This is a genomic window from Confluentibacter sediminis (assembly GCF_003258355.1).
Lineage (GTDB): Bacteria > Bacteroidota > Bacteroidia > Flavobacteriales > Flavobacteriaceae > Confluentibacter > Confluentibacter sediminis.
The window spans coordinates 1-24153 of sequence record NZ_QKPO01000004.1 but is presented as its reverse complement, the minus strand read 5'-3'; the positions used below and the strand labels follow the sequence as shown (position 1 = coordinate 24153).

Sequence of the window (24153 nt, the reverse complement as noted above, 5' to 3'; positions counted from 1 at the left end):
ATTTTAATATTATGAACAAAACAGATTTAATCGACGGAATGGCAGAAAATGCTGGAATTAGTAAAGCTGCTGCAAAAAAAGCATTGGATTCTTTATTAATTGATATTGAAGGTGCTTTACAAAAAGGCAAAAGAGTATCTTTAGTAGGATTTGGTTCTTGGTCAGTTTCTAAAAGAGCTGCAAGAGAAGGAAGAAACCCTCAAACTGGAGCTACTATCAAAATTAAAGCTAAAAACGTTGTTAAGTTTAAAGCTGGTGCGGACTTATCAAATGCTATAAACTAATTATTTACAGCCTTAATATTAAAAAATGCCTTCTAAATTTTAGAAGGCATTTTTATTTTATATCACTTCGGTATTGTTTTTTTAATAAATAAATACTAGATTTAGTTAAAAATTACACTTGCATGATAACTATTAAACCTAAAAGAGGTGATTTATTAATAGCTGAACCTGCAATAATAGGCGATTCTTATTTCAATCGTTCTATAGTGCTCTTAGCAGACCATAACACCGAAGGCTCTATCGGATTTATATTAAATAAACCTTTAGAATACACTATTAATGATTTAGTACCGGAAATTGAAGTGCCTTTTAAAGTTTACAATGGAGGACCTGTTGAGCAAGACAATTTATATTTTATCCACAAGGTGCCAGAATTAATTCCAAATAGTGTTGAAATTTCATTAGGCGTATTTTGGGGAGGTGATTTTAATAATGTAGCGGAACTTATTGCTAACAAAAAAATAAAAGAAACAGACATTCGCTTCTTTTTAGGCTATTCTGGGTGGGAAGTAAACCAATTAGAAAATGAATTGAAAACAAATTCTTGGGTGGTTACCGAAAATATTTATAAAAACGATATCATTGCAAAAGATTACGAATCGTTTTGGAAAGAAAAAATGCTAGAATTTGGTGAAGCATACAGTATCTGGTCCAATGCTCCAGAAAATCCAAATTATAATTAATTCATTTTTATTTTTTCATTCAACCTATCCAGAAGCAAACTTGAAACCTCCTTTGTAAATGATTTTTTCCTGTATTTTGTTATGGGTTGAATCCCTACAATAACGTTGGTAATAAATAATTCATCAGCCTGTTGAAGTTCAAAAGGAGATATGGATGCTTCTATGAACGTATAGTCTGAAACACTTGCTATAATGTCAATAAGTTGCTTACGCATAACACCTTTTAAACAGCCATCCAAAATAGGCGGCGTTTTTATCGTATTCCCTTTTACTAGAAAGATATTGCCATTTAAAGCTTCAACCACCTGCTTTTCCGTATTTAAAAGCAGACAGTTTTGTAGTTTGTTTTCTTTGGCATAAATACTTCCAATTACATTTAAAGCTTTATTATTTGTTTTTAAAGTAGATAATAAACCGGGGGCTATAAAATAATCTTTAAACAAATCCACTTCATAGAGATCATCTTTAAACGAATACCAGTCATTTTCAAGAGATTTGGCTGTTATTATAAAGTGTATGGCATGACTATCGGGCAAATACAATCCGCCTTCGTTTCTATAAACAACTAATTTAACTCTTGCCGATGTATTTTGAAGGTTTGTAGCCTCTAAGATTTTAAGAATTTCCGCTTCCAAGAATTCCATAGTGAAATTCATAGGAATGTCCATTCTCATGATACGCATGGAAGCCATTAATCTAAAATAATGGTCTTCCCAAAACAATATGTTATTTTTAAGAACTTTTATTGTTTCAAAAAGGGCATCACCATAAGCAAAGCCTCTATTGTAAATAGATAATTTGGTTGTTTCTTGTAAAATAGTTCCGTGAAAATTAATCATAAAAATACCCTACTCCATTATTTTTTTGAAGTAGGGCAAAGATATAATTTATATTCCTTTTGATGGAATTAAGCTGATCCTAATACTTGTTTTAAACTGGAAATTTGGTTTTCCCATAGCATTTTAGATTCATCAATTTCATCTTCTTCCGCAAAATCGGTTATAATAATGGATACATCTTTGGTGATTTCATCTACTTGAATTCTAATTTCAAAATATACAGATTTATCGTCTTCATCGGCTATCCATCTGAACTTAACACGTTCATCGCTTTTTTTACTTAACAACTTCGCCTGTTCTTCACTATCGTCCCAAATAAATGTAAATAACTCACCTCTAGAGTTTACGTTGTCTGAAAACCATTCAGACAAACCCGAAGGTGTAGAAATGTATTGGTATAACAGTTGAGGAGATGCATGTATTGGAAACTCAATATCAAATCTAATTTTTTCGTCCATAAGTAATGTAAATGTTTAAGTTGCTCAATATATACATTAATTGGTAAGATTAACAATAATTTTTAAAAATAATTTACATAAGTAATGTTTGTTGAGACCAATATTGTTTTTATATTTGCAGCCTCAAATTAGGCGAGGTAGCTCAGTTGGTTAGAGCGTCGGATTCATAACCCGGAGGTCGGGGGATCGTGCCCCCCTCTCGCTACAAGATAAACAAAGGAAAGTCAAGAAAAAAATTTCTTGACTTTTTTATTTGCTAAAACATAGCTAAAACATTTTGCTCTTTTTTACGCTATTATACCAAACATGCACAAATCATATCAAATTCTATTAAACTCTTATTATTTTCTTATATTAAGTCTTTAGAATAGTAAAAATTAGCTGGTAAACCTCCTGTATGCCAAAAAAGAACATTGGAATTCTTTTTTAATTTTTTGTTTTCGAGATGATCCAACATCCCATAAAATGCCCTTCCCGAATAAACTGGATCAAGTAAAATACCTTCGCTATGGGCTAATTCTTTTATTGCATTTTTTTCATTTGACGTTACAACGCCATATCCCTCTGAATCATAGCCTCTAATTAGTGTCGCATCTTCAATTGTGTATATTTTTTCAATAGCCAATGTTTTCTGGCCTTCCAGCAATAGTTCTAGTACAGCTTCATCCAATGTTACATCCCCATAACCCAATTTATCAATACTTATTGGCATTAACTTTACATCTAGCCCAAATAAATCTACTCCAAGTTTGAGCCCAGCCTGCGTTCCACCAGAACTTGAAGCAAAGAATAGATAATCCATTTTCAAGTTCATGTCAGATAGTTGTTCTTTTAACTCTTTTACAGCATCTACAAACCCATAAGCACCCAGTAAATTTGAGCCTCCATAAGACACCACATAGACTTTTTTGTTTTGTACCTCTAATTTTTTCTTTACAGACAATATATCCTCACCCTTTCTATTTTCTCCGGTAAAATGGATGGTTGCACCCAACAAATGTGATAACAACAAATTACCTGTGTAATTTTCTGGTTTATTTCCTCCTAACAATAAATGGCATTCTAAACCTGCCTTTGCACATGCTGCTGCGGTTTGCCTACAATGGTTAGATTGTTGTGCACCCGCAGTAATGATTGTATCATATCCATTATCCAAAGCTTCATAAATAAAAAATTGTAGTTTCCTTACCTTATTACCGCCAGACGCTAATCCAGAATTGTCATCGCGCTTGATATATAAATTATAATCAGTATATTTTTTTGATAAGTTTTCCATCTTCTCCAATGGTGTTGGGAAAAAACCTAGAGGATATTTTTTTGAAAGCATCATGGTGTTTTTATTCAATACTAAGATAAAACTTCTTTAATTGCAAATAAAATATTATATTAATATTTTGTAATTCAACACTTTAATGATTATTGTACAAAAAAAATATTATTATACCCCAGAGTATGAATATTCCTCATCAATGCATTGGATTGTACTTTTCATGTGCATTGTTATTAGTATCATAATCATCTATCAAATATTCAAAATTTCATTAAACAAGAAAAAAGCAAATAGGACATCTTACAGATATCTATATCTAGCTATCCTCTTTTTACTATATAATTTGCTGAATGGCTTATTGCCCGATGAATCATTGCCCGGTCCATTATTTCTTCAATACATTGCCACTTATAGCATATCAATTTTTATGTGTATCTATCTTGTATGGTATTTATATCAGGAATTTAATATAATAACTCCGAATTCATTTTTCAAAATTAAAAACCTAGCCATTGTTCTTTTCTTATGCTTTTTATTTCTTTTTATCATACCCTATTATTATACAAAGTCTCTTGACTTTGCTAGAAGTCTTTTCTTAATTATTCCAATATTCTTATCCGTAATATTCCTTATTTACTTTTTTATGACTATCAAAAAAGAAGTAAAGAGGCAGCGTTACTTCAAAATTCAAACCTATCTAGGTTTAACTTCTATTCTATCTATAATTCTTTTACCATTACTAACCTACTTTGGAGATTTTCAACCCATAACCCAACCCTTAGTAACCATGGCATTTTTTTTAGTTACAACTATGGAAGTAAACAGTTATATATATAGATTAAAAAACTCCTATATTTTAAAACGGAATATTGGTAAAGAATACAATTTTACAAACAGAGAAAATGAAATTGCTATCCAAATCATCAAAGGAGCTAGTTATAAAAAAATATCTGAAAATATGTTTATCTCTTATGGTACGGTTAGAAAACATGCCTCTAATATCTTTATAAAATCAAAGGTTGTTAATAGAGAAGGTTTGATGAGAAAATTTAGAAAATAGTAAATATTTAATGACTGTGAATAAAATTCACATTTAAAATACGCATGAAATACACATGTTTTGATTTGATTTTATAGATATTTTGAACAAATTGTTCAAAGAAATAGTAAATCTAAAATAAACCGAATCAATTGAAGACTATAAAATGAACGAAAAAAACAATATTTGTTTCTCTCATTTACTTCACCTATGATGGTCATATAAATTTCAAACTCCTCTCACAAATTACTATTTCTGCATTAGTTTATCGCAATGGATTTTGAAAAAAACAATAAAGAACTTATTAAGAAATTGGATGATGTAAAATATGAATCCAATGGCATTGTTGACCGTTCCAATCAATCAATTATTATCTGCCGAAATTATCTAAATAACTACAAAAAAGAAGTTGTTAAAAACGGATTTCAATCAATTGATAAAGAAATTGAATTTTTCAAAAGAACAAAACAGACTCCCTTGACTCAACTTATCTATTACTCAGAAATCCGTTCTTTCGAAATTCAATTCCCTAAAGTTGATACAACACAACAACGAAAATATGTAAAAAAGAAAATGAGCAAACTAAATCGTTTTTTTCTGTACAATATGGACTTTGCACAATATATAAAGTCAAACCAAACACATCTTGACAAACAATACTTTACAAGGGATTATTTTGATAATCTTCCTATTACATCTTCAAAATTCTACTTCCAAGATCCAGATTTCTGTACACCATATGATATGTTATTAGGTAAACTCACAGCATATAATAATTTTATTTCTTACCTCCAAAACAGATTAGTTAGCCCTAAAAAATCAAAACACTACAACGATTTGAAGGTGACGAATGAGGTGGAACTACAATGGACTTCAACAAAAACAGATCTAACTGAATTAATCTATGCCCTTCATCATAATAGAGTTATTAATAACGGTAAATCCGATATTAAAGAAATAGCTTCTGCACTAGAAAGGGTTTTACATTTTGACATTGGAGATTGCTACAAAACTTTTGCCGAAATAAAAACAAGAAAAATGAGCCGTACAAAATTTTTGGATGACCTATCAGATGGACTAACAACCTACATCAATAACTCCGAGGAATAATACTTCAAAATCACCGTAGTCGGGTACACCTCCTGTAATCGCTATTTTCTTTGCGGTTTTTTCCTTTATTCAAATAAAATAGTTCGTAAAGAACCTCAAAACACCGCAAAATCCATCATTTTTAAAACTGTTAAATTTTGACCCGACTACGGTTCAACTACTGCTTAAATATCATCAAAACTTATCAAATTTGCTAAATGAAAGTCAAATACCATCATAAATAATAATGCAATAAATCCTATCATGCCAACAAGTATCATCACTACAGACGACCTAAGAGATTTTAAAATTGAATTACTCAGTGATATTAAAAAGTTGCTGATAAAACAATCAGGTACAGGATTAAAGAAGTATTTAAAATCGTCTGAAGTCATGGATTTACTTAGCATTAGTGCTGGAACTCTACAAAATTTAAGAATGAATGGCACAATTCCATACACTAAAATGGGAGGTATCAATTTTTATGAAGCCGATGAAATCCAAAAAGTTATGATAGCAAATAGAGTTCAAATAAAATTGAGTGAAGATGTATGAATTATATAAAACATCTCAACGCCATATTTCAGCAATTTGCTATGGATTCCAATCTGAATCCTACACACATAAGCTTATACATGGCACTTTTTCAATTTTGGAATATCAATCGATTCCCAGAAACCTTTTACATAAACCGTGAAGAAGTAATGAAAATGGGGAAAATAGGATCTAAAGCAACATATCATAGATGTCTTAAAAACTTGAATGATTGGAAATATATACACTATTTACCATCGCATAATCCATACAAAGGAAGTCAAATTAAGATACTCAAATTTAATACAAGTAGTGAAACAAGTACAGAGTCAAGCAATAAACCAGCAGTGGGACAAGCGTTAGCACCTAATATAAACATTAATAAACAAATAGAAAACAGTATTAAAACTAAGCCGCCTAAAAATGAAAATGAAGTTTTAGATTTTTTTATAAAAAAAGGATGGACTGTTATTGAAGGTAAAAAATTCTATAATCATTATACTTCTATTGGATGGAAACTCGGTGGTAAAATAAAAATTGTCAACTGGCACGCAACCGCTGAAAATTGGATGCTGAAAGCAAACGATATAGAAAAGGTTGAAGCAGTGTCTCAAAACAAGGACAACCTTAAAACCTCTAAAATCAAGGATTATGACCAACCCCTCTAAAATAACCGAAGGTGGTGTAGAATTTTCCATTGGTACATTCGATGGAAAAGCTGTTACCTATGATTTTCAGAAAATACTAATTTATCTGGATGCTAAAGGAAAACTACTCTTTGGTAAGCATTTTAAAATCTACGAAGAAGACCATAACGTCATTATGAAACTTTGCCATTATTTTATAAAAGACATTGAAAATTGCGAACGACATGACATCGATCCAAACAAAGGCATCTTACTTTCTGGTCCAGTTGGTTGTGGTAAAACCAGTTTGATGCGACTTTTAAAATTCATTGTCCCACATCAACGTCCATACATTGTTGTGCCTTCTCGCAACATCGTTTTCGGGTTTAACCATGTAGGCTACAAAACCATTGAAGATTATGGCAACGGTCAGTTTTTTTGTTTTGATGATTTGGGCGTCGAACCCATTGGCAGACATTATGGAAAAGACTGCAACGTCATGGGAGAGATACTCTTATCCCGCTACGAAATTTTCTTAAAACACAACATAAAAACCCATGCCACAACAAACTTGAATGCCGAGGAATTGGAAGATTTGTACGGAAACAGAGTACGGAGTAGAATGCGACAACTATTCAACCTCATTGCTTTTGACAAGCACACAAACGATAAACGAAAATAAAACCAAAATATCATGAAAATAGCAACCTTTAACGTCCAGAATTTATTCCATCGCGATAAAAGCTTATTAGAAAAACCTTTCGGAAAAAATTTAACAGATTGGATAAACGAACTTGATGATTTAATGCGGAAACCATCCATTTCTTTAGTAGATCAAAACCGCATTAGGGAACTCTCTTTTTTAACTGGTTTTGAAAAATCCAGCCCACGACCTTATGCTGTTTTGCGTAGAAAAGCAGGGTTTTTATACATGAAAGGCTTAAACTATTCCACCGATTCCAAAGCCAGTGACCTCACAAAATGGAATGGTTGGATAGAATTGCAAACTACACCAATCATACCTGAAGCTACCGATAATAAAGCCCGTGTTATTGCAGCTGTTAATCCGGATATATTATTGCTTCAAGAAATTGAAGATAGAGCGTCTTTGGAAGAATTCAACCAATTGATTTTACCAAAATTTGATTGCAAGCCTTACGCACAATCTTTTGTTGTTCAAAGTGATACCCTTAAAGGTTTAGAATTGGGTATTTTATTTCGTAAAGATTATAAATTAGTTTCAATAAAAACACATTCCATAAATTGCCTTGTTGAATATGAAGTTCTAACACCCAATGACGTAATCATTCATATTTTATCAACTCAATTACAGAAACAAACAAAAGACAAAGATTTTACAGATGCCATAAGAAAAAAACAAGCAAACTACATTGCAACTATTTACCAAGAACGGATAGCGGAAGATAAAAGCAACATCATAATTGCAGGAACTCTTAATGCGCCGTCCTATTGCGATTCTTTATCGCCTCTGCTCCAACAAACCAATTTAAAAGATATTACAAAACACTTGTCCTTTGAGGTAGATTATGATACTGGAAATGACGCCACTTACCACCGATTAGGAGCCTATAGAAAAGGTGTTAACATCAAGCAAAAAGATTATATGTTACTATCTCCTGCCCTATTTGAAACCATGAAAGATAGTGGTTTAAACCGTAAAGCCGTATGTCCAGAAAAACGACCTCAATGGTCTGTTTATAAATCTGTTACTAATAAAAATGTGGCTGCTAGTGAGCATCCTTTGGTTTGGGGGAAGATTAGAGTTTACAATACTAAATAAAAAAATAATAACTTCTATGATAGCAATAAAAATCTTTAATTATAAATTACCTGATTTTACTTAAATATTAACAATGAATATTTGGTTATCATGATTTCAAATTGTTCTTAAATACCTTGGCAACTACTGTTGTTTCCGCAAATTGTGAACTAAAATCAGATTCTATCTTAAAATTATCAATTGAAATAGAGTCTTCAACTAAAATCATAAATAACAATAGCTTTACGTTAGCATTCATTTTATAGAACTCTTTCAGTCCCTCTAATGTTTTTAAAGTGTCATTTTTTTTACCTGTAGAATCAATGTACTTGACTTCTATTATTATTGAGCTACCATTTACTGAAAAATCTGCATTTTTTTTATTCCCATCATAAGTTATAGCGACATTTTCAGGCTCGGTATTTGGCAACCAAGGCCTTAGTATTAAGTGTATTAAGTTTTGAAAATCATATTCACTTGAAATTTTAAGACTATCTATATTAATGTTTTTTGCCTTGGCTCCATTAGAAAATTTAGATGGTACAAATAAAGATTTCTCTACTATATTCATTAAATTATTTCCAATAGTTAACCATTCTGCACCTAAAAATGTTATTGGTAAGTTTTTACTTTCTAATTCTGAAAAATACACATTCAGTTTATTCTCAATAGAAGTTCCTAAAAATTTTTGTCTAGTTTTAACAAGATGAAAAATTATTGAGTTTAATTGGTCTTGCCATGAAGTTGTGTCTTCTTCGTAGTCTATGAGATTCCATAATTTTTTTTTAAAATCATCATTGTGTTCTAGAACTTGTTCTTTATACCCTGATAATCCAACAATATGAATTGGAGGTATTATCGAAGGGCTAATACTTATCTCATTTAAAAATCTAATACTATTTAGAGCATCACAATTGCTGTTTTTTTCAATTGGTAGTACCAAATCTAAAATCATTAAGTCACATTCATTGGAATAGAGATGTTTTCTAGCTTCTTTGACACAATCAGCAATAGTAATATCAATCCCTAATATATCATGATTATCCAAAATTGTGTTTTTTATTTTATTTTGTTTAGATGGATTATCATCTACAATTAAGATTTGAATCATTTATTTATACCTTTTAAAAGTGTTTCCAATTTGTCTTTCCAATCTTCATTTATTTGAGAATAATAAGCATAACCAATATAATTCTCCGGAAATTCAGATTTTAAATTAGTATCCAGTTCAGTTATTTTAGTCCCATCATCAAAACTACCATGCATAGTAACCACTATAGCTTTTGTTGAAATATCCCTTAAAAACATTTCTTTCAGGATTTTTTTTCCTGCCAACGGCATCCAATCGCCTCCACTATCTTCTGATGAAATATCATAATTAGGCATACTAATATCTAGAAGTAGTATATCATATAAATGATGATTTTGGATTAATTCTTTCAATCCACTTATATAGGAATTTTTATTAGTGATTTCTGCATTAGAAAACTTTTCTTCAATAAATTTATTTATCTGTGCTTGTTTTAAAGGGTGGTCTTCAATAAATATTATTTTCATAAACTAATGCCATTTAAATTAATTTTAATAGAAACTTTGAATAAGTTATTCTCATTACAAATACTCGTCTGTAAACAATCAATGCTTTGATTTTTTAAGTCATATGTCAAGATTTTATAGGCTTTATGATATCCGGATTTTCCTTCACTTAATAATTTTTTAGTATCAAGTTTATTTCCTTGCCATGTATTTTTTAATAATTCTAATTTATCCAAATCAGTAATTTCATTTTCTATGACTATATCAAGGCTGTTCTTTTCAATAAAAGACGTGGAAATCTTACAGGGAATTTCGTCTATACCTTCATCTGAATGAATAATTATATTTTCTAAAAAGATTCTTAGCAAATCTGCAAAATGAGTCTTATATTCTCCTTTTATTTTACAATCAAATAGTAATTCTTTTGATAAGCTTAGATTTTTATAAGGATTACTTTTATTAGTATACTCAGATATAATATTTATTAATTCGGTTAATTGAAAATCTAATACTTTTAACTCACTTCTTTTAAACCATCTACTAATTTTTTGCATCACAGTTTGTACTTCCGTAGAGCAATCTTTTATTGATTTAATTAGTTGATGGCTATCATTCAACCCAATTTGGTTTGATAAATCAAGTTCTAACTCATTAAAATAACTATTGAACTGATTAAGTATATCGTTTAGAATTTTCCCTCTTATTGATTCAAGGTTTTGGTCTGTTTTTTGCCATAAAACAGCAAACACTTGTTGTATGAAATCAGGGAAATTGGTACAATAAATAGATGCAATAGAATGATACCATAGTGTATTACCTTCAAACTCATAATTAAACCAACCTTCCTCGTTAATTTCTGGTTTGTATACTTGCAAATGCTTCTTAATTAGATCAAAAATTAGTCCATCAATTTTACTTGAAAAATCATTTAATAATATTTGAATTTGTTCCTTTTTTTCATCGCTAAAATCTTTATAAATAAAATCCCAATAATAATTCCTTCTATATCTAGAAGATTTGCCTTCCTTTAAAGTAATTAAGTTATGAGTTTCAAATATTGGTCTTAATTCACCAACTAATACTCCATGTCTTATTCTAGTGCTTAAATAAGCAACAATACCAAACTGACTGTTTAAGAACTTATCTTTAACAGCATCAAACAACTCAATATAAATATCAAAAACAGGATTGTTAGAGTATTCAGTTTTTTCTAGTTCTGTATCCTCTTCTGAAGAATAAGTAGTTAATTTACCTCCTTCTAATAGTAATAGTTTGTTTTTATCAGCTATACCAGAAATAACTTTAAATCTTGCAAAAATAGCTTCATAATCTTGTAGTTCATTATCAATTATACCTTGCTCATTAACATATATTTTACTTTCATCTAAGTCAATTAAACCTTGTTGAATTACCAAGATATTTTCTATACTTTTAATTTCTGAATCAATTTCATTACTCGGACTTAATTTTTTTATGTGATAGGCTATAGCCAACCTTTCCTCTAATCTTTCTTTTGAATTCAAAATAAAAGTAGAATGGCGAAGTATTTTAGGGCTACAACTGTTTTTTAAATAATATAGAAGTTTATTCTTTTCGATATTAATTTCTAAACTTATTAATTCAGAGGGTTTTTCTATATTACAAGATTTGTTGAATAATTCAAAGGCTATATGCGTTTCAACTTCATCAGCGTTAACAATAGTATAAAATATGGGTAAATCTATTGTTCTAGAAACAGTTCTAAATCTATTTGAATTGATTTTAGAAATGAGGTCTTTTGTTTCAATTTTTTCAACAATATAATTATTAAAAAAATAACTATTTACGTATAATCTCAAGCAATCATCTAATCTGTTTAATGATAAATAACATTTAAATAGATTTATAATAGCAAGTTCGTAGATAGGAGTAGTATCTGAATAATTTTTTATGAGGTATTCCCATTCAGAAGATGCTTTTATATAGTCTTTTTTGTTCTGTAAACTATTAGCATATTCAACTTTAAACTTTGCCTCAGGAATTTTTTTCTCAAATTCCATTATATTATCTATTCCTTTGAGTTTTTCTTTGAAAAAATTAATAGTTAATGAATTTGGGAACTTACTTGATAACATTTCTAAAAATTCATTTTTATCTATATCTTCTGTGTAGATTTCATGAATAATTGGATTGGCAATATTGTATGATATTTTAGACAACAATTGTCTTTCTTTTTTTCCTTGAGTTTGATAATTTACAAAGTCAACAATTCCATAACTTAATATAGAACTTGAAAGATTGTTAGCTATTCTTAAAAGGTTTAATCCAGCTTGATTTGGATTAGACTGTACTGATGTTATGGTATATATATCCAAAAGTATACTATTCTGGATACTTTTTTTATTTCCAATTGGTTTAAAAGGTTTTTTTTGATAGATTAATGCTTTTATATAAAGCAAATATAAATCGAATTGTGTAGGCTTATTTAATAATAATTTAGGTAATATTTTTTCAGCTTCATCGTATAATCCACTAGTATATAAATCTATAACTTTAATATCTTCTATACTTTTTTCAGTATCGAAAGCAGGAAAGATGTCATTTCCAGAAAACAATTTTAATTTATAGAGAACTGGGTCGTCAACTTTTTTTAATATATAATTTATTCTGTTTTTTAAATATAGTTTTAAAACTTTATGCCTTTCATCTTTTTTTTCTAGATAACTAGATACAGCAAGTAGATTCGTTAATAATCGGGTTAAATTTAAATATCTATCAGTAATACTATGAATGAAATCTAATGCAAGAATACCTGAGTAACTTTCAAAATCTAAATGATTTAAATATGTTAGTTTAAACCTATAATAATCTTTAAAAGAGTTACTAATGAACTCGTTTTCAATCTTAATTCTACTCAACGCAATCTCTAAATCATTAATATATCTGTTTATTGATAAAGAATGTTCAGCTCGTAGGCTTAGATAGTGTACAATACGTTTTGTTAGTGTTTCAGATTCATTAATATTATTGAAGTCACTTAACAGTTCTTTGTTCTCTGACGCATTTCCAGACAACTCAGTTAAAACAAATCTATTCTCAAGTGTCCATAAAGAAAAGCATATCTCTTTTTCAATTTTAGATATATAATTTTCCGCTTGTTCATAATCTCCTGTTATTAATGCTTTCTCATAAGTATCTTTGTATGTTAAGAATAAATTAATTTCATATTTATATTTCCTTACACCAATTAAGCAGGAGTTTAGCTCAGCATCTATATTCTTAGTTAAGAAAGGTATATCATCTAATTTTCCTAATTCTTTATAACTTTTAGGTAAAGGGTTGCCAAATATTAATTCTTGCCTGATTTTAGGGATATTTTTTTCAATATAATCTACAGATTCACATAATTGAGAATAGTCTTGATTTTCTTTTAAATCTGACGCCGCTCTTTTTCGTTCTTTTGGCTTACCTACAAATGATTGATATTTATTTCTAGCATATGCTTTACCTGTTATATCGCTTTTTTTTTGCATCAAGTTTATTCCTATTTAATATCTTACAATTACCTGCTTTTTTTTGTTGTAAAAAAATTTGTTGTAAAAAAATATTACAAAGTTAATTAGATTTTTTTCCATTGCATAGACATCTTAACCATTTAAAAAAGAATTTGAAATAGGAGTGATAATTATCTTTGATACTTCAACTAAGCTCTTATCAAACTCAAAATAAAGCAATTTCTTTATTTAAAATTTTAATAGCTTGAAGCAAGGACAATGCAATCAAAAGTTGATATTCTTTAGAAGCCAAAAAAACCACTTCGTTAAGATTACTCAAAAACCCCAACTCCACCAAAACAGACGGACAATAATTAGTTGTTTCCCGCAACACCTGAAAATCCCCATACTTAACCCCTCTACTTTCAAAACCAAGCTTGGTTTTCATTTGCTTTTGTAATGCATAAGCCAAAAGAACAGACTCCTTTAAAAAATTACCACCTTCTGCATTCACATAAACTTCCACGCCCCTAGCCTTTGGGTTTTCAGATTGATTACAATGTAGTGAAATATACAAATCCGCTTTAAGAGTTTTTGCTAATCGTGTTCTGTCCGATAACGAAATCAATGTGTTTTTATAGCGTGTTAAATAGATTTCGAAATCACTTTTGGTATTTTTATTTAATCGAACCATCTCTTTTGCAATACTTAACACAATATCCTTTTCCATTATTCCATTTAGTCCAATAGCTCCAGAGTCAATTCCTCCATGCCCAGGGTCAATAACCACAATCATTTTTCCTCCAATATTTTGTGAATTAAGAGATAAAACCATGAGATGTAAACTCATGTTAAATAGTATTTTATAAAATGGTTTCAAAGTGTTCATCTTGATTATTGTTTGAACAAAATTCAAGAAATCAATCCCAACATTAAGAATCTTCCAAAGTTTAACAGGATGTTGCGTTAAAGTTTAGCCTTTTTCTTCTAGAAGCTTCAAATCATAATAGATTTCGCAAAAGTCTTAGCAGACGGCGAAGTATGACGTACTGCACGGATACTAAAAATTTAAAATCTATTCCTTATGAAAAAATCAATTCTATTATTAACTTTTCTGTTATTACTATCCGCACCAAGCTTTGCACAAATTGGAGGTATTGAAGACTCCGTAAATGATGTTTCAGACACCATTAGAACCATATTCCCAATCATCTTAGGGGTTATTTTCCTTATCGGGTTTCTATTTAATGCTGGTCACTTCTTTGGTGAGAATGCTGACCTTAAAAAAGGCATTACGCGTGTATTAGTATTTGTACTCATAGCTGGAGCCGTAGTAGGCATTTTCACTTACTTGATAAGCATCGTGGTATAATGACCCTCATCGAGGGTTTTATTGGAATAGCTTTATGAAGAAATACGAAATCTATAAAAACATAAGAAAACGGGCAATTATTTTTGGATTACCTATTTCACTGTTTGCGCTTATGATGATTGCCATTGTAGCATCACTTTTGGTTATCATCTTCTCGTTCAGCTTTATAGTTGTTATCGGCGTTTTAATATGCAATGCAACACTTTATATCGCACTAACAAAGTTTGCCCACAATCCTCAACTACTACAAATTGCTAGAGTTTTCCCTAAAATAATCAGCAATAAAAAATCAACAACATATGAATAAAATAAATCTTCTTTCATATTACCCCATTGTGGATATTCAAGAGCATGTTGTTTTTGCTAATAATGGCAATGTTGTTTTATGCTTTAAAGGCTCGTTACCAGAAATATACTCCCTTGCAGAAAAAGATTTTGAAGATATGCATGGCGCCTGGTTTCAAGCCATTAAATCACTACCAACTGGGTGTGTGGTTCATAAACAAGATGTTTACTTAAAAAAGAAATATACTTCGGAACAATTACCCAACAAAAACTTCTTAGAAAAAGCAACACATCAGCATTTTAAAGGTCGTGAATTTATGGAGCATCAATGCTACTTGTTTTTCATTCTAACCAAGAACAACGCTCTTAATAATAGTAAATATGTAAATCCCTTTAGAAAAGTATCAAAAAGTATTGTTAAAGAAATGGATGATACCATAAGCACTTTTATAGGCTCGGTAAGTGATTCTGTTTCTTTTATAAACAACAGCAGGAAAATGACTTTTACTCCCATGGATGCCGTTGGTATTCACGCATTAACAAATAACTTTTTTAACGGTTTTAATCATGGCTTTGATACTGACATTCTTTTGGAAAAAAATAGCACCAATATTGGAGAGCATTATTTTGACGTATTATCAGTCAATAGCGAATTATGTTTTGGGGAGAGTGTCCAAACTAGCAAAACGAATGAAAAGTTTACTTCAGACGATTTTGTGTTTCATCAAGGGTTTATAGATGGAATGGGTTTAGCACTGAATGAAAACCATATTGTAAACCAGATTATCTATTTAGACGACAAGCAAAAATGGCGCAAACAACTCGACAAGAAAGTTGAAGAACTAAACAAGAGTTCCAATTTTGGTTCGCAGAATAAAGTGGTGCTAAAAAAAATTCAGCATATACTCGACCAGATTAATGCAGATGATAAAGCACGCGTTATTCGTGGTCATCTCAACATTATATACTGGGATAAAAAACCAGAAAATTTAGAACGTATTGGTTCTAAAATCAAAACTGAGTTTAAGGAATTGGATATCATCCCTTATTACCCTCGTGGTGAAGAACGTAAAAATTATATTCTAAATAGTTATTTCTGTTTCTCATCCAATTTCTCAAATGATGATTTATATGTGACTGATTTAAAACACGCTTTGTGTTTATTAATCAATAATAGCAATTATAAGTCTGATAAAACGGGTATCATTTTTAATGACAGAGAGCACAATATTCCAGTTTTAAAGGATGTTTGGGACGAAGAAAAGAACCGCATTAAAGCTAGAAACTTTGCCATTTTTGCACCTACTGGGGAAGGAAAATCCTTTTTAGCAAACAATATCTTGCGACAATATTTTGAAAGCGGTGTGCGCTTGGTAATTATAGATTTAGGTGGTTCTTATACCAAATTCGCAAAACTATACCCCGAAAAATACACCGTTTTACGCTATGAAAGTGGCAAGAATTTAGGCATCAACCCTTTTTACATTAGTAACATAGAAGACCTTACTCCGGAACGTCTTGAAGATTTATCTGTGTTTCTTTTTGAATTATTTGCTTCCGATTTAAAAGTCACAAAAGCACAATCTGTTTCAGTAAAGAAAATATTGCGCCATTACTATCACCAAATATCGGAAGGCTTTTCACTAAATAGTTTTTATGAGTTTATTGAAACGAATAAAGACAGTCTTTTAGAGCAATTAAAAATCCATGAGGATTATTTCAATATTACCAACTTTCTGCACATCATGTCTGAATATGTTGGTGATGGTTTGTACAGTTTTCTTTTTGAAGTTAGCGAAGACCAAACTTATAAAATTGAAGACAAACGCTTGATCGTTTTTGAGTTGGATGAAGTTAAGGACAACAAAGAGATCTTGTCTGTTATGTTAAAACTCATAAAATCTGCCATACAGCGTACCATTTGGAAAAATAGGGCTGAAAAGGGCATCATCTTATTTGATGAATTTGCAAAGCAACTCAAATTTGAAAACGTACTGGAAAGTGTGGAGTTTTATTATCAAGCTATTAGGAAACAAAACGGTGCTATTGGCATCATTCTGCAATCTATCAACCAATTGCCCAATAATTCGACATCTGCAAGCATACTGGAAAACACCCAAGTTATCTACAGTCTTAATAATGAAAAAGGTTACCATGAACTTCAAAGCCGATTAAATCTCTCCAGCCATGATTTAAACCAATTAAAATCCATTAAGAACAACTTAACTGGACCACGAAAATACACTGAAATATTTATCAAAATTGGCAAAGAGAGCAACATTTTCCGATTGGAAGTTCCTAAACAAGTTTATGCCGCTTACCTCACTGATGGAAAAGAAAATGAAGACATCATGCGACTGTATGAAAAACATCAAAACATGGAAAAAGCAATCACTGAATATACATCTTAAAACAAAAAATTATGAAATCGAAGATTCACGAATACCAAAACAAATTTTTAGCTATGAGCAAAAAAACCATCTTAATTCTAATAATGGCAATCTTCTTAAGCTTCAAAATAAGCGCTCAAGGTATGCCAGTTTATGACAACACGAACTTTATAAGTCTTGCCAAATCGCTTATTGAATCGGCAAAACAAACGTCCCAATTATTAAAAACAGTGGAGTTTTTAAAGACACAGAAAGATAATATCGAGAAAGTAAACAATGTCATTCGGCAATTGAAAGCAGTTAGAGAATTGGCCCAAAACAATCAAAAACTTTTTGATGTGGTTAGAAATGATTTACGAGATATTCTAAACTCACCTTACATCAAACCTGAAGAAGTTACCCGAATTTCAGATTCGTTCAACTCAATTATTGAAAGCTCATTGGAAGATCTGGATTTTATAGAGCAAATACTGTCAAATGATTTTTTGAAAATGAATGATGCCGAACGTGCCGCTGTTCTTACAAAAAAAGAAGAAGCATCAAAAGAAATGGTAGCCGAAATCACAAAGAAAACGGAACGCTACAGAGATATTATTTCTTTCAGAAAAATGCAGGATAAAATAAATAATCGAGAAACAAACTATTAAAAATGGCAGCCACATTCTTTTTAGGGATCGGACTTGAATATATCGATACGGTATTTCAAACGATAAAAAACAGTGATTTTTCGCAATACACCATTACAGGAATGAAAACACTTGCTGTTCTGTTTTTTCTAGTCAACATCCTTAAAAAGTACAATGAAGGTATTGCCAATAAAGATGGCTACACTTGGGGATTGAGCCCCGGAGAGCTCGCAAAGAATTTTGCTGTGGTTCTCCTGGTCATTTTTTCAACACAGATATTAAGTGTTTTCGATGGTATTCTTGTTGCCATTGAATCTCAATATCGTAACACGGCTCCCGCGCTCCTTCCGCTTCAAATGCAAGATATGCCTCTTGAAGAAGATGTGGGCGTGTTGGAAGCCACCAAAAAAGCCATGGCACTCCTATATGATGCCTTAGTAACACCGCTATATGGTTGGAAGATTATTTCTTTTATTATCAGTCTTGGGCTTTGGATTTTAGACTTATTCATCTACCCGTTGTTTTTAGCTGAACGCTATTTTCTTTTAGGTATTATGCAAGCCTTTTTTCCATTAATACTAAGTCTAGCCGTTTTTGAAAAATTTCGGTCTATGGCATACACTTTTTTTAAACTTTATGTAGCGGTATATATGCTTGTGCCAGCCTTCTTTTTGGTGAATATTTTTATCAATGCCATTTACACAGAAATCAATACAAACTTTTGGATAAACCTTTTCGGAACAGATGTTGGGAGTCGATTTTTTGCACCGGTAGTACAGCTCGGTTCTGTGGTATTTATTGTGTTTTTAAAATTCAAACTCTATAAGCGTGCTACCTCATTTACATTAAGGCTATTCACTTCATAAAAACCAATTCAAAACAAATGAAAACATCATACAAAAACATATATGCTATTTTGAATATCAACCGACTCATTGTTGTTTCTGTCGTTTTATGTGCATTAGGATCTAGTGCTTTTTCAGGATGGATCGTTTATGACATTCATAAAAAAGCCCTCAATAACGCCTTTGCAATCAACACGGATGGTTCTGTTATACCTTTAAAATGGATCACTCAAAAAGAAAATTTTAAAGTGGAAGCATTAGCACACTTAGAATTATTTCATACTTACTTCTACAATATTGATGCTAGTAATTATGAAAAGAATTTGGAAAAAGCTTTATGGCTTGGAAATAGTTCTGTCGATAATCTCTATCGTCAAAAAAAAGCCGATGGTGTTTATAATCGTTTACTGCAATATTCATTAATACAAAAAGTATTGAGTATTGAATCGCAGTTAGATACACAAATTGAACCTTATCAATTTAAAACAACAACTGTTTTTGAAATAAACAGGGGAACTGTCGTCGACACTTACGAGCTGGTTTCAACTGGAAACTTGATAGTTGTTGATCGTAACTACCCGAATAATACTCATGGCTTGTTAATTACAAATTACTTTGAAAACACTTTAAAAAAGGTCCAAAATGGACACCAATAATTATGAAAATAGAAAAGAATAAAATCGTTTTTGGATCTGTATTAGCTGTTATCTTAATTTTTCTTATTTCCTATACTTTTTTACTAATGGGAGATGATGAAAAACAAAATGACAATCTTAAACAGACCCTTGTACCAGAACTTGAACAAGAACAGGAAGATTACTCATCAAAGTTAAAAGCAATTGACGATCTGAAAGAAGTACGCGAAACCAATGCTCCAAGCATTTATGATGAAAAATTAATAGATTCACTAGGTTTTTATGACCCAGACTTATTAGAGAAAGACAAAATACGTATTGTTGATAGCATTTATAATTTAGGAAGAATAAACTATACTGAAAACCAATATCGAGAAACAAATCCAAAGGCTTCTGATATCGTTACTAAAAAGAAAACTGATTCCATTATTTCCGTTGATTATAAAACCACTGCTCCAAAAGAAATTGGATTAGCACATCAACTATTCTTTGCATCTAATCCTAAAAAGAATACAAGTTCAAATATTTTAAAAACAGATTCCACCATATATGTTGTAGTGAACGGAAACCAAACAGTTAAGAAAGATTTCCGTTTAAAAATGCGTTTGGAAAAAGATGTTATTATCAATAACCGGTTTATCCCAAAAAACACCGTTGTTTATGGCTTCATTAGTTTTAAACCCAATAGAGCAATAATAGACATTGAAAATATTTTACATCAGCCTGTGAAATTAAAAGCATTCGACTTTCAAGATGGCAGTGAGGGCATTTATGTAGAAAATAGTTTTAGGGCCGATGCTACAAGCGAAGTTGTTGATGATGTTGTTGATGATATTAACATCGCTGGAGTTCCTCAAGTTACGGGTGTAAAAAAAATATTCCAACGTAGTAATCGGCAAGTAAAAGTTACCATAGTCAACAACTACAAACTCATTTTAAAACCACAACTATAAATTTAAAATTATGAAAAAGCACTTAATATTATTCAGTTTTATTTTGGTTTCAACATTTGTAAAAGCACAGCCAAAAACAGTTATAGATACCATTTATGCCAATGACCATAAAAATGTTGCCTTATTCTTCCCTAACCCAATCCGTCAAGGGATTACGGGTTCAGAAAATTTCGTTTTTACTTATAACAGAGACAAAGAACAGTATTTTGGACTGCTTCAAGCAACACCAGGAAAAGAAAGTAATTTGCTGATAATCAATAATAATGGTTCAATTTTTTCGTATATTGTAAGATATAAAGAGCAACTTAAAACTTTGAATTATTTCATACCAGATTCGACATCTATTGGTAATGAAAAGCCATTTACTGAAGCTGCTGATAACGAAAATAAACCGATTGAGCACTTTGACTTTAAAACCAATTATTATGAACGCTTTTGTTCTTATCTAGTTAAAAGAAGACAACTCATTGGTAAACTAAAAAAACAACATGATGGTATTATTCTAAAGATTGAAAATATCGTCTTTGACAAAGATGAATTATATTTTGTAATGACTATTGAAAATAAATCAACTTTAGATTATGATGTGAATTTCTTAAACTTAACTATACAAACCCTTAAGAAGGGCAAGAAAAAATCATTACAAAGTCTTTATTTAAAACCTGTTTTTGAATATAATGTTCCATTAAAAATTAAAGAAAAGCAAACTGTGAAATTAGTATATGTTATCCCTAAGTTCTCTTTAAGCAATGAACGGAAAGTTGTTTTAGAACTCAATGAAAAAAATGGAGAACGCAATATAAAACTTAACATGTCAGATAAAACTATTAATAACCCAAATTAAAATAGCATGAAAAAGATGATTATTTATTTACTGATTTCATTTGTAATGAGTTGCGGTCAAACCCAATTATCACATACCGATACGGCAAAGATTGTTGTTGAGAGTTTCTATAAAAATGACAATTCCAAATTAAAAAAGTACACCACTCCAGAAAGTTATGCTTCATTTATGGCAATTCAAGCTATGGTTGCTCCTAGTAATGATAGTCCGTCAAACTTTAAATTAATTGAAGAAACAGTTGATGGAGATATAGCTTGGGTAAAGTTCTCAACATCCTATGAAGAAAAACCAGAAACCTTTAAATTAATAAAAGTTGATGGGCAGTGGAAAGTAACTGAAAAAGGATTGAGGGAGAAAGCGCCTTTTTAAAAGTATTAAATAATATCCCATTTAATTTCATTTAGCCTTGACCCAATCCTGAACAAGGATTTGAGTACATCCTTCTCATCAGGCAATTCTCCTGTAAGTAACTCCTTAAAAGAGCCTGAATAAGTTTTGCTTACAGTTTCCCATACTTTCTCGGTCTCACTAAAAAACAATGATTCTGATGGGTGTTTGGAAAGCCATTCTTTATCATTTGGAATGGCCTTGTCATCATCCTTTCCTACTTGTATAAGCATTGTTTCAAAATCATCTGATTTTAAAAATGTAGATATTCTCTTTTCCTGTAATAATTGATGTAAATCATAAGTATGTCGGACTTTATTAGCTAAATCCTGTAATGGATTTGCGGTATATGAAAATCTAACAAGACTTATTATTTTTTCACAAAAAGTACGCTCGATGCTGATTACAGTTACCTTAAATGGTTCCAATTGGTATGCTTTAATAAGGTCCAGGTTGTTAGTTGTAGCTATAAATTCTGTAATCATTGAATGTATTTTGACTTTTTCAGAAGGCTGCGAATTTCCGAGACTCGAAACTTCCAATACAATTTGATCTCTCACTTGCCCAAACGTTCCTTTAACACCTACCTTGTCATAACCATAGACTATTTTTCTAATCTTCCCTCGCTTATTCTCTAACAGATGATTTGGAATTTCGGTCATAATAACTTCTAAAGCATTGGTTACTTTTTTTAGTTTTCGCTTCAAAGAATTGTCTGTTTCGCCATCTTCCTTAATGACCACCATATCTATGTCTTCAGAAAATCGGTCAATAATACCGAAGCATTTGGAAAGGGATGTTCCGCCTTTAAAAACAGCAATATCTTTAGAATTAGCATCCGTAAATATTTGTTTGAGAGCTAAGGTTACCCAATAATCTTTTTCAATATAGACTTCGGAAATTCCAAAATGTTGTGCAGTTGCGACAATGGCACCTTCAAAGGCATCTTTATAGTTGTGTAATTTCATCTGTTAATATTTATTGTTTTTTAATGCTCAGATGCTGTTCGCTATTAATCATTCGGTTGTGTGCTAAAATTTTTAACATGCTCGTTTCATTAGGTAATGTTCCAGTTTGAGGCAGTAGATAATGTTTTTTCAGATATACCAAATTCGTAACTGCTCAAATAATTAATGGTTTCTTTAAGTGATTCACTCAAATCTTCAAGTAAAAGAGCTTCAAGAATGGCTCCCAATAAAGCCCTAACTTTTGGCGGATAGGATTTTGCAAAACCGGTCAACTTATCTTTATCTTCATCCGAAAGGTTTTCTATCTTTTCTTTCAGAAAAGAAACACCTTTCTTTTTATCCATGTCAGGAATGTTCTTAAAATCCTTTATGACGTCCAAGAGTTGTAGTAAGGGTACATTTTTTTTTGTAACCGAAACGTAACTCTTTGCAGGCTTTATAATAAGGTTTCCAATTTTTGTCTTTATCTCTTTATCCTTACTTGCCAATCTCACAACGTTAGGAACTTGAGTGGTTAGACCAAGTTGATTATATAATCTAACACCGGTTATATAAGCAATCTGTTTATCATTTTCAAAGAGGTAATTTTTAAGCAATACATCTTCTCTTGGTTTTAGTTCTCCAAAAACAGTTTGCTTGGGTTTATAGTACATCCCATTTTTATATCTCTTTATAACTCCATTAGCAACCAATCGGCTTAAAGCTTTAGCTGCAGCAGAAAATTCACTTTGAGGAATAGACAAAGTATCGTATGTAAATACTTCTCCAGTATCTATACGAGCAACTTTAGTTTTTATGGATGTTGTTATATTCATAGTTCTAATAGTACAAAGATAATCATTTTAAATATTATTTGTCAAGTTTTTTCTACTATTTACTTGACTATCGGATACAATAACTGTTCCATTATTAGTTTATCTATGAGGTTCATATATTAGAAATTGGTTTAACGCAAAAAATCCCAATTCAAGCCACACTAATCTTATTTCTCACGAAACTACTGACCGTAAGACGATGCACACCAAGTATTCTGCCTATGGCACTATAAGAAACGTTTTTATCTAATAACTCTTGAATTTTCTTTTCTTGTCCTGAAAGTTTTGTTTTAGATGATTTGCTTCCTTTTGGACGTCCAAGGATTACTCCTTCTGCTTTTTTTCTCGCTAATGCTTCCTTTGTACGTTGTGAAATTAGATTCCTTTCTATTTCTGCGGAAAGTCCAAATGCAAATGCCAAA

26 protein-coding genes, 1 tRNA gene and 1 pseudogene are annotated in these 24153 nt (G+C 30.9%); 18 read left to right on the top strand and 10 right to left on the bottom strand.

Translation table 11 applies throughout. The features are described 5' to 3' along the window. Nucleotides 1-11 precede the first annotated feature (11 nt). Together DKT72_RS03610 and DKT72_RS03605 are read left to right on the top strand one after the other, a co-directional pair. Nucleotides 12-284, top strand: a complete 273-nt coding sequence (locus DKT72_RS03610; RefSeq protein WP_111307368.1) for an HU family DNA-binding protein — start codon at nucleotides 12-14, stop codon at nucleotides 282-284. 122 nt (nucleotides 285-406) lie between these two features. Continuing rightward, nucleotides 407-967: a YqgE/AlgH family protein gene (locus DKT72_RS03605; protein WP_111307367.1), complete on the top strand. Its 561-nt coding sequence runs from the start codon at nucleotides 407-409 to the stop codon at nucleotides 965-967. On the opposite strand, the gene DKT72_RS03600 is transcribed toward DKT72_RS03605, so the two are convergent. Both DKT72_RS03600 and DKT72_RS03595 read right to left on the bottom strand, forming a co-directional pair. Then, a complete protein-coding gene (locus DKT72_RS03600; protein WP_111307366.1) occupies nucleotides 964-1806 on the bottom strand; it encodes an aminotransferase class IV in 843 nt (280 codons plus the stop codon). The genes DKT72_RS03605 and DKT72_RS03600 overlap by 4 nt on opposite strands. Nucleotides 1807-1874: 68 nt before the next feature. Then, the gene (locus DKT72_RS03595; protein ID WP_111307365.1) at nucleotides 1875-2264 is read right to left on the bottom strand and encodes an START-like domain-containing protein; all 390 of its coding nucleotides are present in this window, start codon (nucleotides 2262-2264) and stop codon (nucleotides 1875-1877) included. Nucleotides 2265-2395: 131 nt separating this feature from the next. On the opposite strand from DKT72_RS03595, the gene DKT72_RS03590 reads away from it, so the two are divergent. Continuing rightward, nucleotides 2396-2469 (top strand) — tRNA-Met (locus DKT72_RS03590). 144 nt (nucleotides 2470-2613) lie between these two features. On the opposite strand, the gene DKT72_RS03585 is transcribed toward DKT72_RS03590, so the two are convergent. After that, complete coding sequence (locus DKT72_RS03585) at nucleotides 2614-3594, bottom strand: D-cysteine desulfhydrase family protein (protein ID WP_111307606.1); 981 nt, start codon at nucleotides 3592-3594, stop codon at nucleotides 2614-2616. Nucleotides 3595-4177: 583 nt separating this feature from the next. Here DKT72_RS03585 and DKT72_RS18170 point away from each other — a divergent pair. The 6 genes from DKT72_RS18170 to DKT72_RS03555 all read left to right on the top strand — a co-directional run bounded on the left by DKT72_RS18170 (nucleotide 4178) and on the right by DKT72_RS03555 (nucleotide 8623). Beyond that, nucleotides 4178-4594 (top strand): response regulator transcription factor, encoded by a 417-nt coding sequence (locus DKT72_RS18170; RefSeq protein ID WP_162623231.1) that lies wholly within the window; start codon nucleotides 4178-4180, stop codon nucleotides 4592-4594. 252 nt (nucleotides 4595-4846) lie between these two features. Then, the gene (locus DKT72_RS03575; protein WP_111307363.1) at nucleotides 4847-5683 is read left to right on the top strand and encodes an RteC domain-containing protein; all 837 of its coding nucleotides are present in this window, start codon (nucleotides 4847-4849) and stop codon (nucleotides 5681-5683) included. 243 nt (nucleotides 5684-5926) lie between these two features. Beyond that, nucleotides 5927-6217 carry a helix-turn-helix domain-containing protein gene (locus DKT72_RS03570; protein WP_111307362.1) on the top strand — a complete coding sequence of 97 codons (291 nt, stop codon included), beginning with the start codon at nucleotides 5927-5929 and terminating at the stop codon, nucleotides 6215-6217. Beyond that, nucleotides 6214-6864, top strand: a complete 651-nt coding sequence (locus tag DKT72_RS03565; protein WP_111307361.1) for a hypothetical protein — start codon at nucleotides 6214-6216, stop codon at nucleotides 6862-6864. The genes DKT72_RS03570 and DKT72_RS03565 overlap by 4 nt, the downstream gene beginning before the upstream one ends. Next, nucleotides 6848-7504 (top strand): P-loop NTPase family protein, encoded by a 657-nt coding sequence (locus DKT72_RS03560; protein ID WP_111307360.1) that lies wholly within the window; start codon nucleotides 6848-6850, stop codon nucleotides 7502-7504. Before DKT72_RS03565 ends, DKT72_RS03560 begins: the two co-directional genes overlap by 17 nt. Before the next feature lie 12 nt (nucleotides 7505-7516). Continuing rightward, nucleotides 7517-8623: an exonuclease/endonuclease/phosphatase family protein gene (locus DKT72_RS03555; protein WP_111307359.1), complete on the top strand. Its 1107-nt coding sequence runs from the start codon at nucleotides 7517-7519 to the stop codon at nucleotides 8621-8623. An 88-nt stretch (nucleotides 8624-8711) separates the two neighbouring features. On the opposite strand, the gene DKT72_RS03550 is transcribed toward DKT72_RS03555, so the two are convergent. From DKT72_RS03550 to DKT72_RS03535, 4 genes are all read right to left on the bottom strand, one after another. Beyond that, complete coding sequence (locus DKT72_RS03550) at nucleotides 8712-9713, bottom strand: PD-(D/E)XK nuclease domain-containing protein (RefSeq protein WP_111307358.1); 1002 nt, start codon at nucleotides 9711-9713, stop codon at nucleotides 8712-8714. After that, nucleotides 9710-10159, bottom strand: coding sequence for a response regulator (locus tag DKT72_RS03545; RefSeq protein WP_111307357.1), 450 nt, complete (start codon nucleotides 10157-10159; stop codon nucleotides 9710-9712). The genes DKT72_RS03550 and DKT72_RS03545 overlap by 4 nt, the downstream gene beginning before the upstream one ends. Next, nucleotides 10156-13650, bottom strand: coding sequence for a hypothetical protein (locus tag DKT72_RS03540; protein ID WP_111307356.1), 3495 nt, complete (start codon nucleotides 13648-13650; stop codon nucleotides 10156-10158). Before DKT72_RS03540 ends, DKT72_RS03545 begins: the two co-directional genes overlap by 4 nt. A gap of 187 nt (nucleotides 13651-13837) precedes the next feature. Further along, nucleotides 13838-14461 carry an N-acetylmuramoyl-L-alanine amidase family protein gene (locus tag DKT72_RS03535; protein WP_235841596.1) on the bottom strand — a complete coding sequence of 208 codons (624 nt, stop codon included), beginning with the start codon at nucleotides 14459-14461 and terminating at the stop codon, nucleotides 13838-13840. A gap of 234 nt (nucleotides 14462-14695) precedes the next feature. On the opposite strand from DKT72_RS03535, the gene DKT72_RS03530 reads away from it, so the two are divergent. Genes DKT72_RS03530 through DKT72_RS03490 form a run of 9 tightly spaced genes read left to right on the top strand, consistent with a single transcriptional unit; the run spans nucleotide 14696 to nucleotide 21930 of the window. Beyond that, the gene (locus DKT72_RS03530) at nucleotides 14696-14983 is read left to right on the top strand and encodes a hypothetical protein (RefSeq protein ID WP_100612823.1); all 288 of its coding nucleotides are present in this window, start codon (nucleotides 14696-14698) and stop codon (nucleotides 14981-14983) included. 34 nt (nucleotides 14984-15017) lie between these two features. Continuing rightward, a complete protein-coding gene (locus tag DKT72_RS03525; protein WP_111307355.1) occupies nucleotides 15018-15290 on the top strand; it encodes a hypothetical protein in 273 nt (90 codons plus the stop codon). Next, entirely contained in the window at nucleotides 15283-17679 is a 2397-nt protein-coding gene (locus tag DKT72_RS03520; RefSeq protein WP_111307354.1) for a TraG family conjugative transposon ATPase, read from the top strand. The genes DKT72_RS03525 and DKT72_RS03520 overlap by 8 nt, the downstream gene beginning before the upstream one ends. Before the next feature lie 53 nt (nucleotides 17680-17732). Then, on the top strand, nucleotides 17733-18305 hold the full coding sequence (locus DKT72_RS03515) for a TrbJ/VirB5 family protein (protein ID WP_111307353.1): 573 nt from the start codon (nucleotides 17733-17735) through the stop codon (nucleotides 18303-18305). Nucleotides 18306-18307: 2 nt separating this feature from the next. Next, nucleotides 18308-19150 carry a hypothetical protein gene (locus DKT72_RS03510; RefSeq protein WP_111307352.1) on the top strand — a complete coding sequence of 281 codons (843 nt, stop codon included), beginning with the start codon at nucleotides 18308-18310 and terminating at the stop codon, nucleotides 19148-19150. A 17-nt stretch (nucleotides 19151-19167) separates the two neighbouring features. Further along, nucleotides 19168-19785, top strand: coding sequence for a conjugal transfer protein TraK (locus DKT72_RS03505; protein ID WP_111307351.1), 618 nt, complete (start codon nucleotides 19168-19170; stop codon nucleotides 19783-19785). 2 nt (nucleotides 19786-19787) lie between these two features. Then, nucleotides 19788-20717, top strand: a complete 930-nt coding sequence (gene traM, locus DKT72_RS03500) for a conjugative transposon protein TraM (RefSeq protein WP_111307350.1) — start codon at nucleotides 19788-19790, stop codon at nucleotides 20715-20717. Nucleotides 20718-20727: 10 nt separating this feature from the next. Further along, nucleotides 20728-21561, top strand: coding sequence for a DUF4138 domain-containing protein (locus DKT72_RS03495; protein ID WP_111307349.1), 834 nt, complete (start codon nucleotides 20728-20730; stop codon nucleotides 21559-21561). A gap of 6 nt (nucleotides 21562-21567) precedes the next feature. Then, nucleotides 21568-21930 carry a nuclear transport factor 2 family protein gene (locus DKT72_RS03490; protein WP_111307348.1) on the top strand — a complete coding sequence of 121 codons (363 nt, stop codon included), beginning with the start codon at nucleotides 21568-21570 and terminating at the stop codon, nucleotides 21928-21930. 5 nt (nucleotides 21931-21935) lie between these two features. On the opposite strand, the gene DKT72_RS03485 is transcribed toward DKT72_RS03490, so the two are convergent. From DKT72_RS03485 to DKT72_RS03475, 3 genes and pseudogenes are all read right to left on the bottom strand, one after another. Beyond that, nucleotides 21936-22916: a nucleotidyl transferase AbiEii/AbiGii toxin family protein gene (locus tag DKT72_RS03485; protein ID WP_111307347.1), complete on the bottom strand. Its 981-nt coding sequence runs from the start codon at nucleotides 22914-22916 to the stop codon at nucleotides 21936-21938. An 89-nt stretch (nucleotides 22917-23005) separates the two neighbouring features. After that, nucleotides 23006-23731: a DUF6088 family protein gene (locus DKT72_RS03480; protein WP_111307346.1), complete on the bottom strand. Its 726-nt coding sequence runs from the start codon at nucleotides 23729-23731 to the stop codon at nucleotides 23006-23008. A 151-nt stretch (nucleotides 23732-23882) separates the two neighbouring features. Beyond that, nucleotides 23883-24153: pseudogene (locus DKT72_RS03475) on the bottom strand (invertase); the annotation flags it as partial.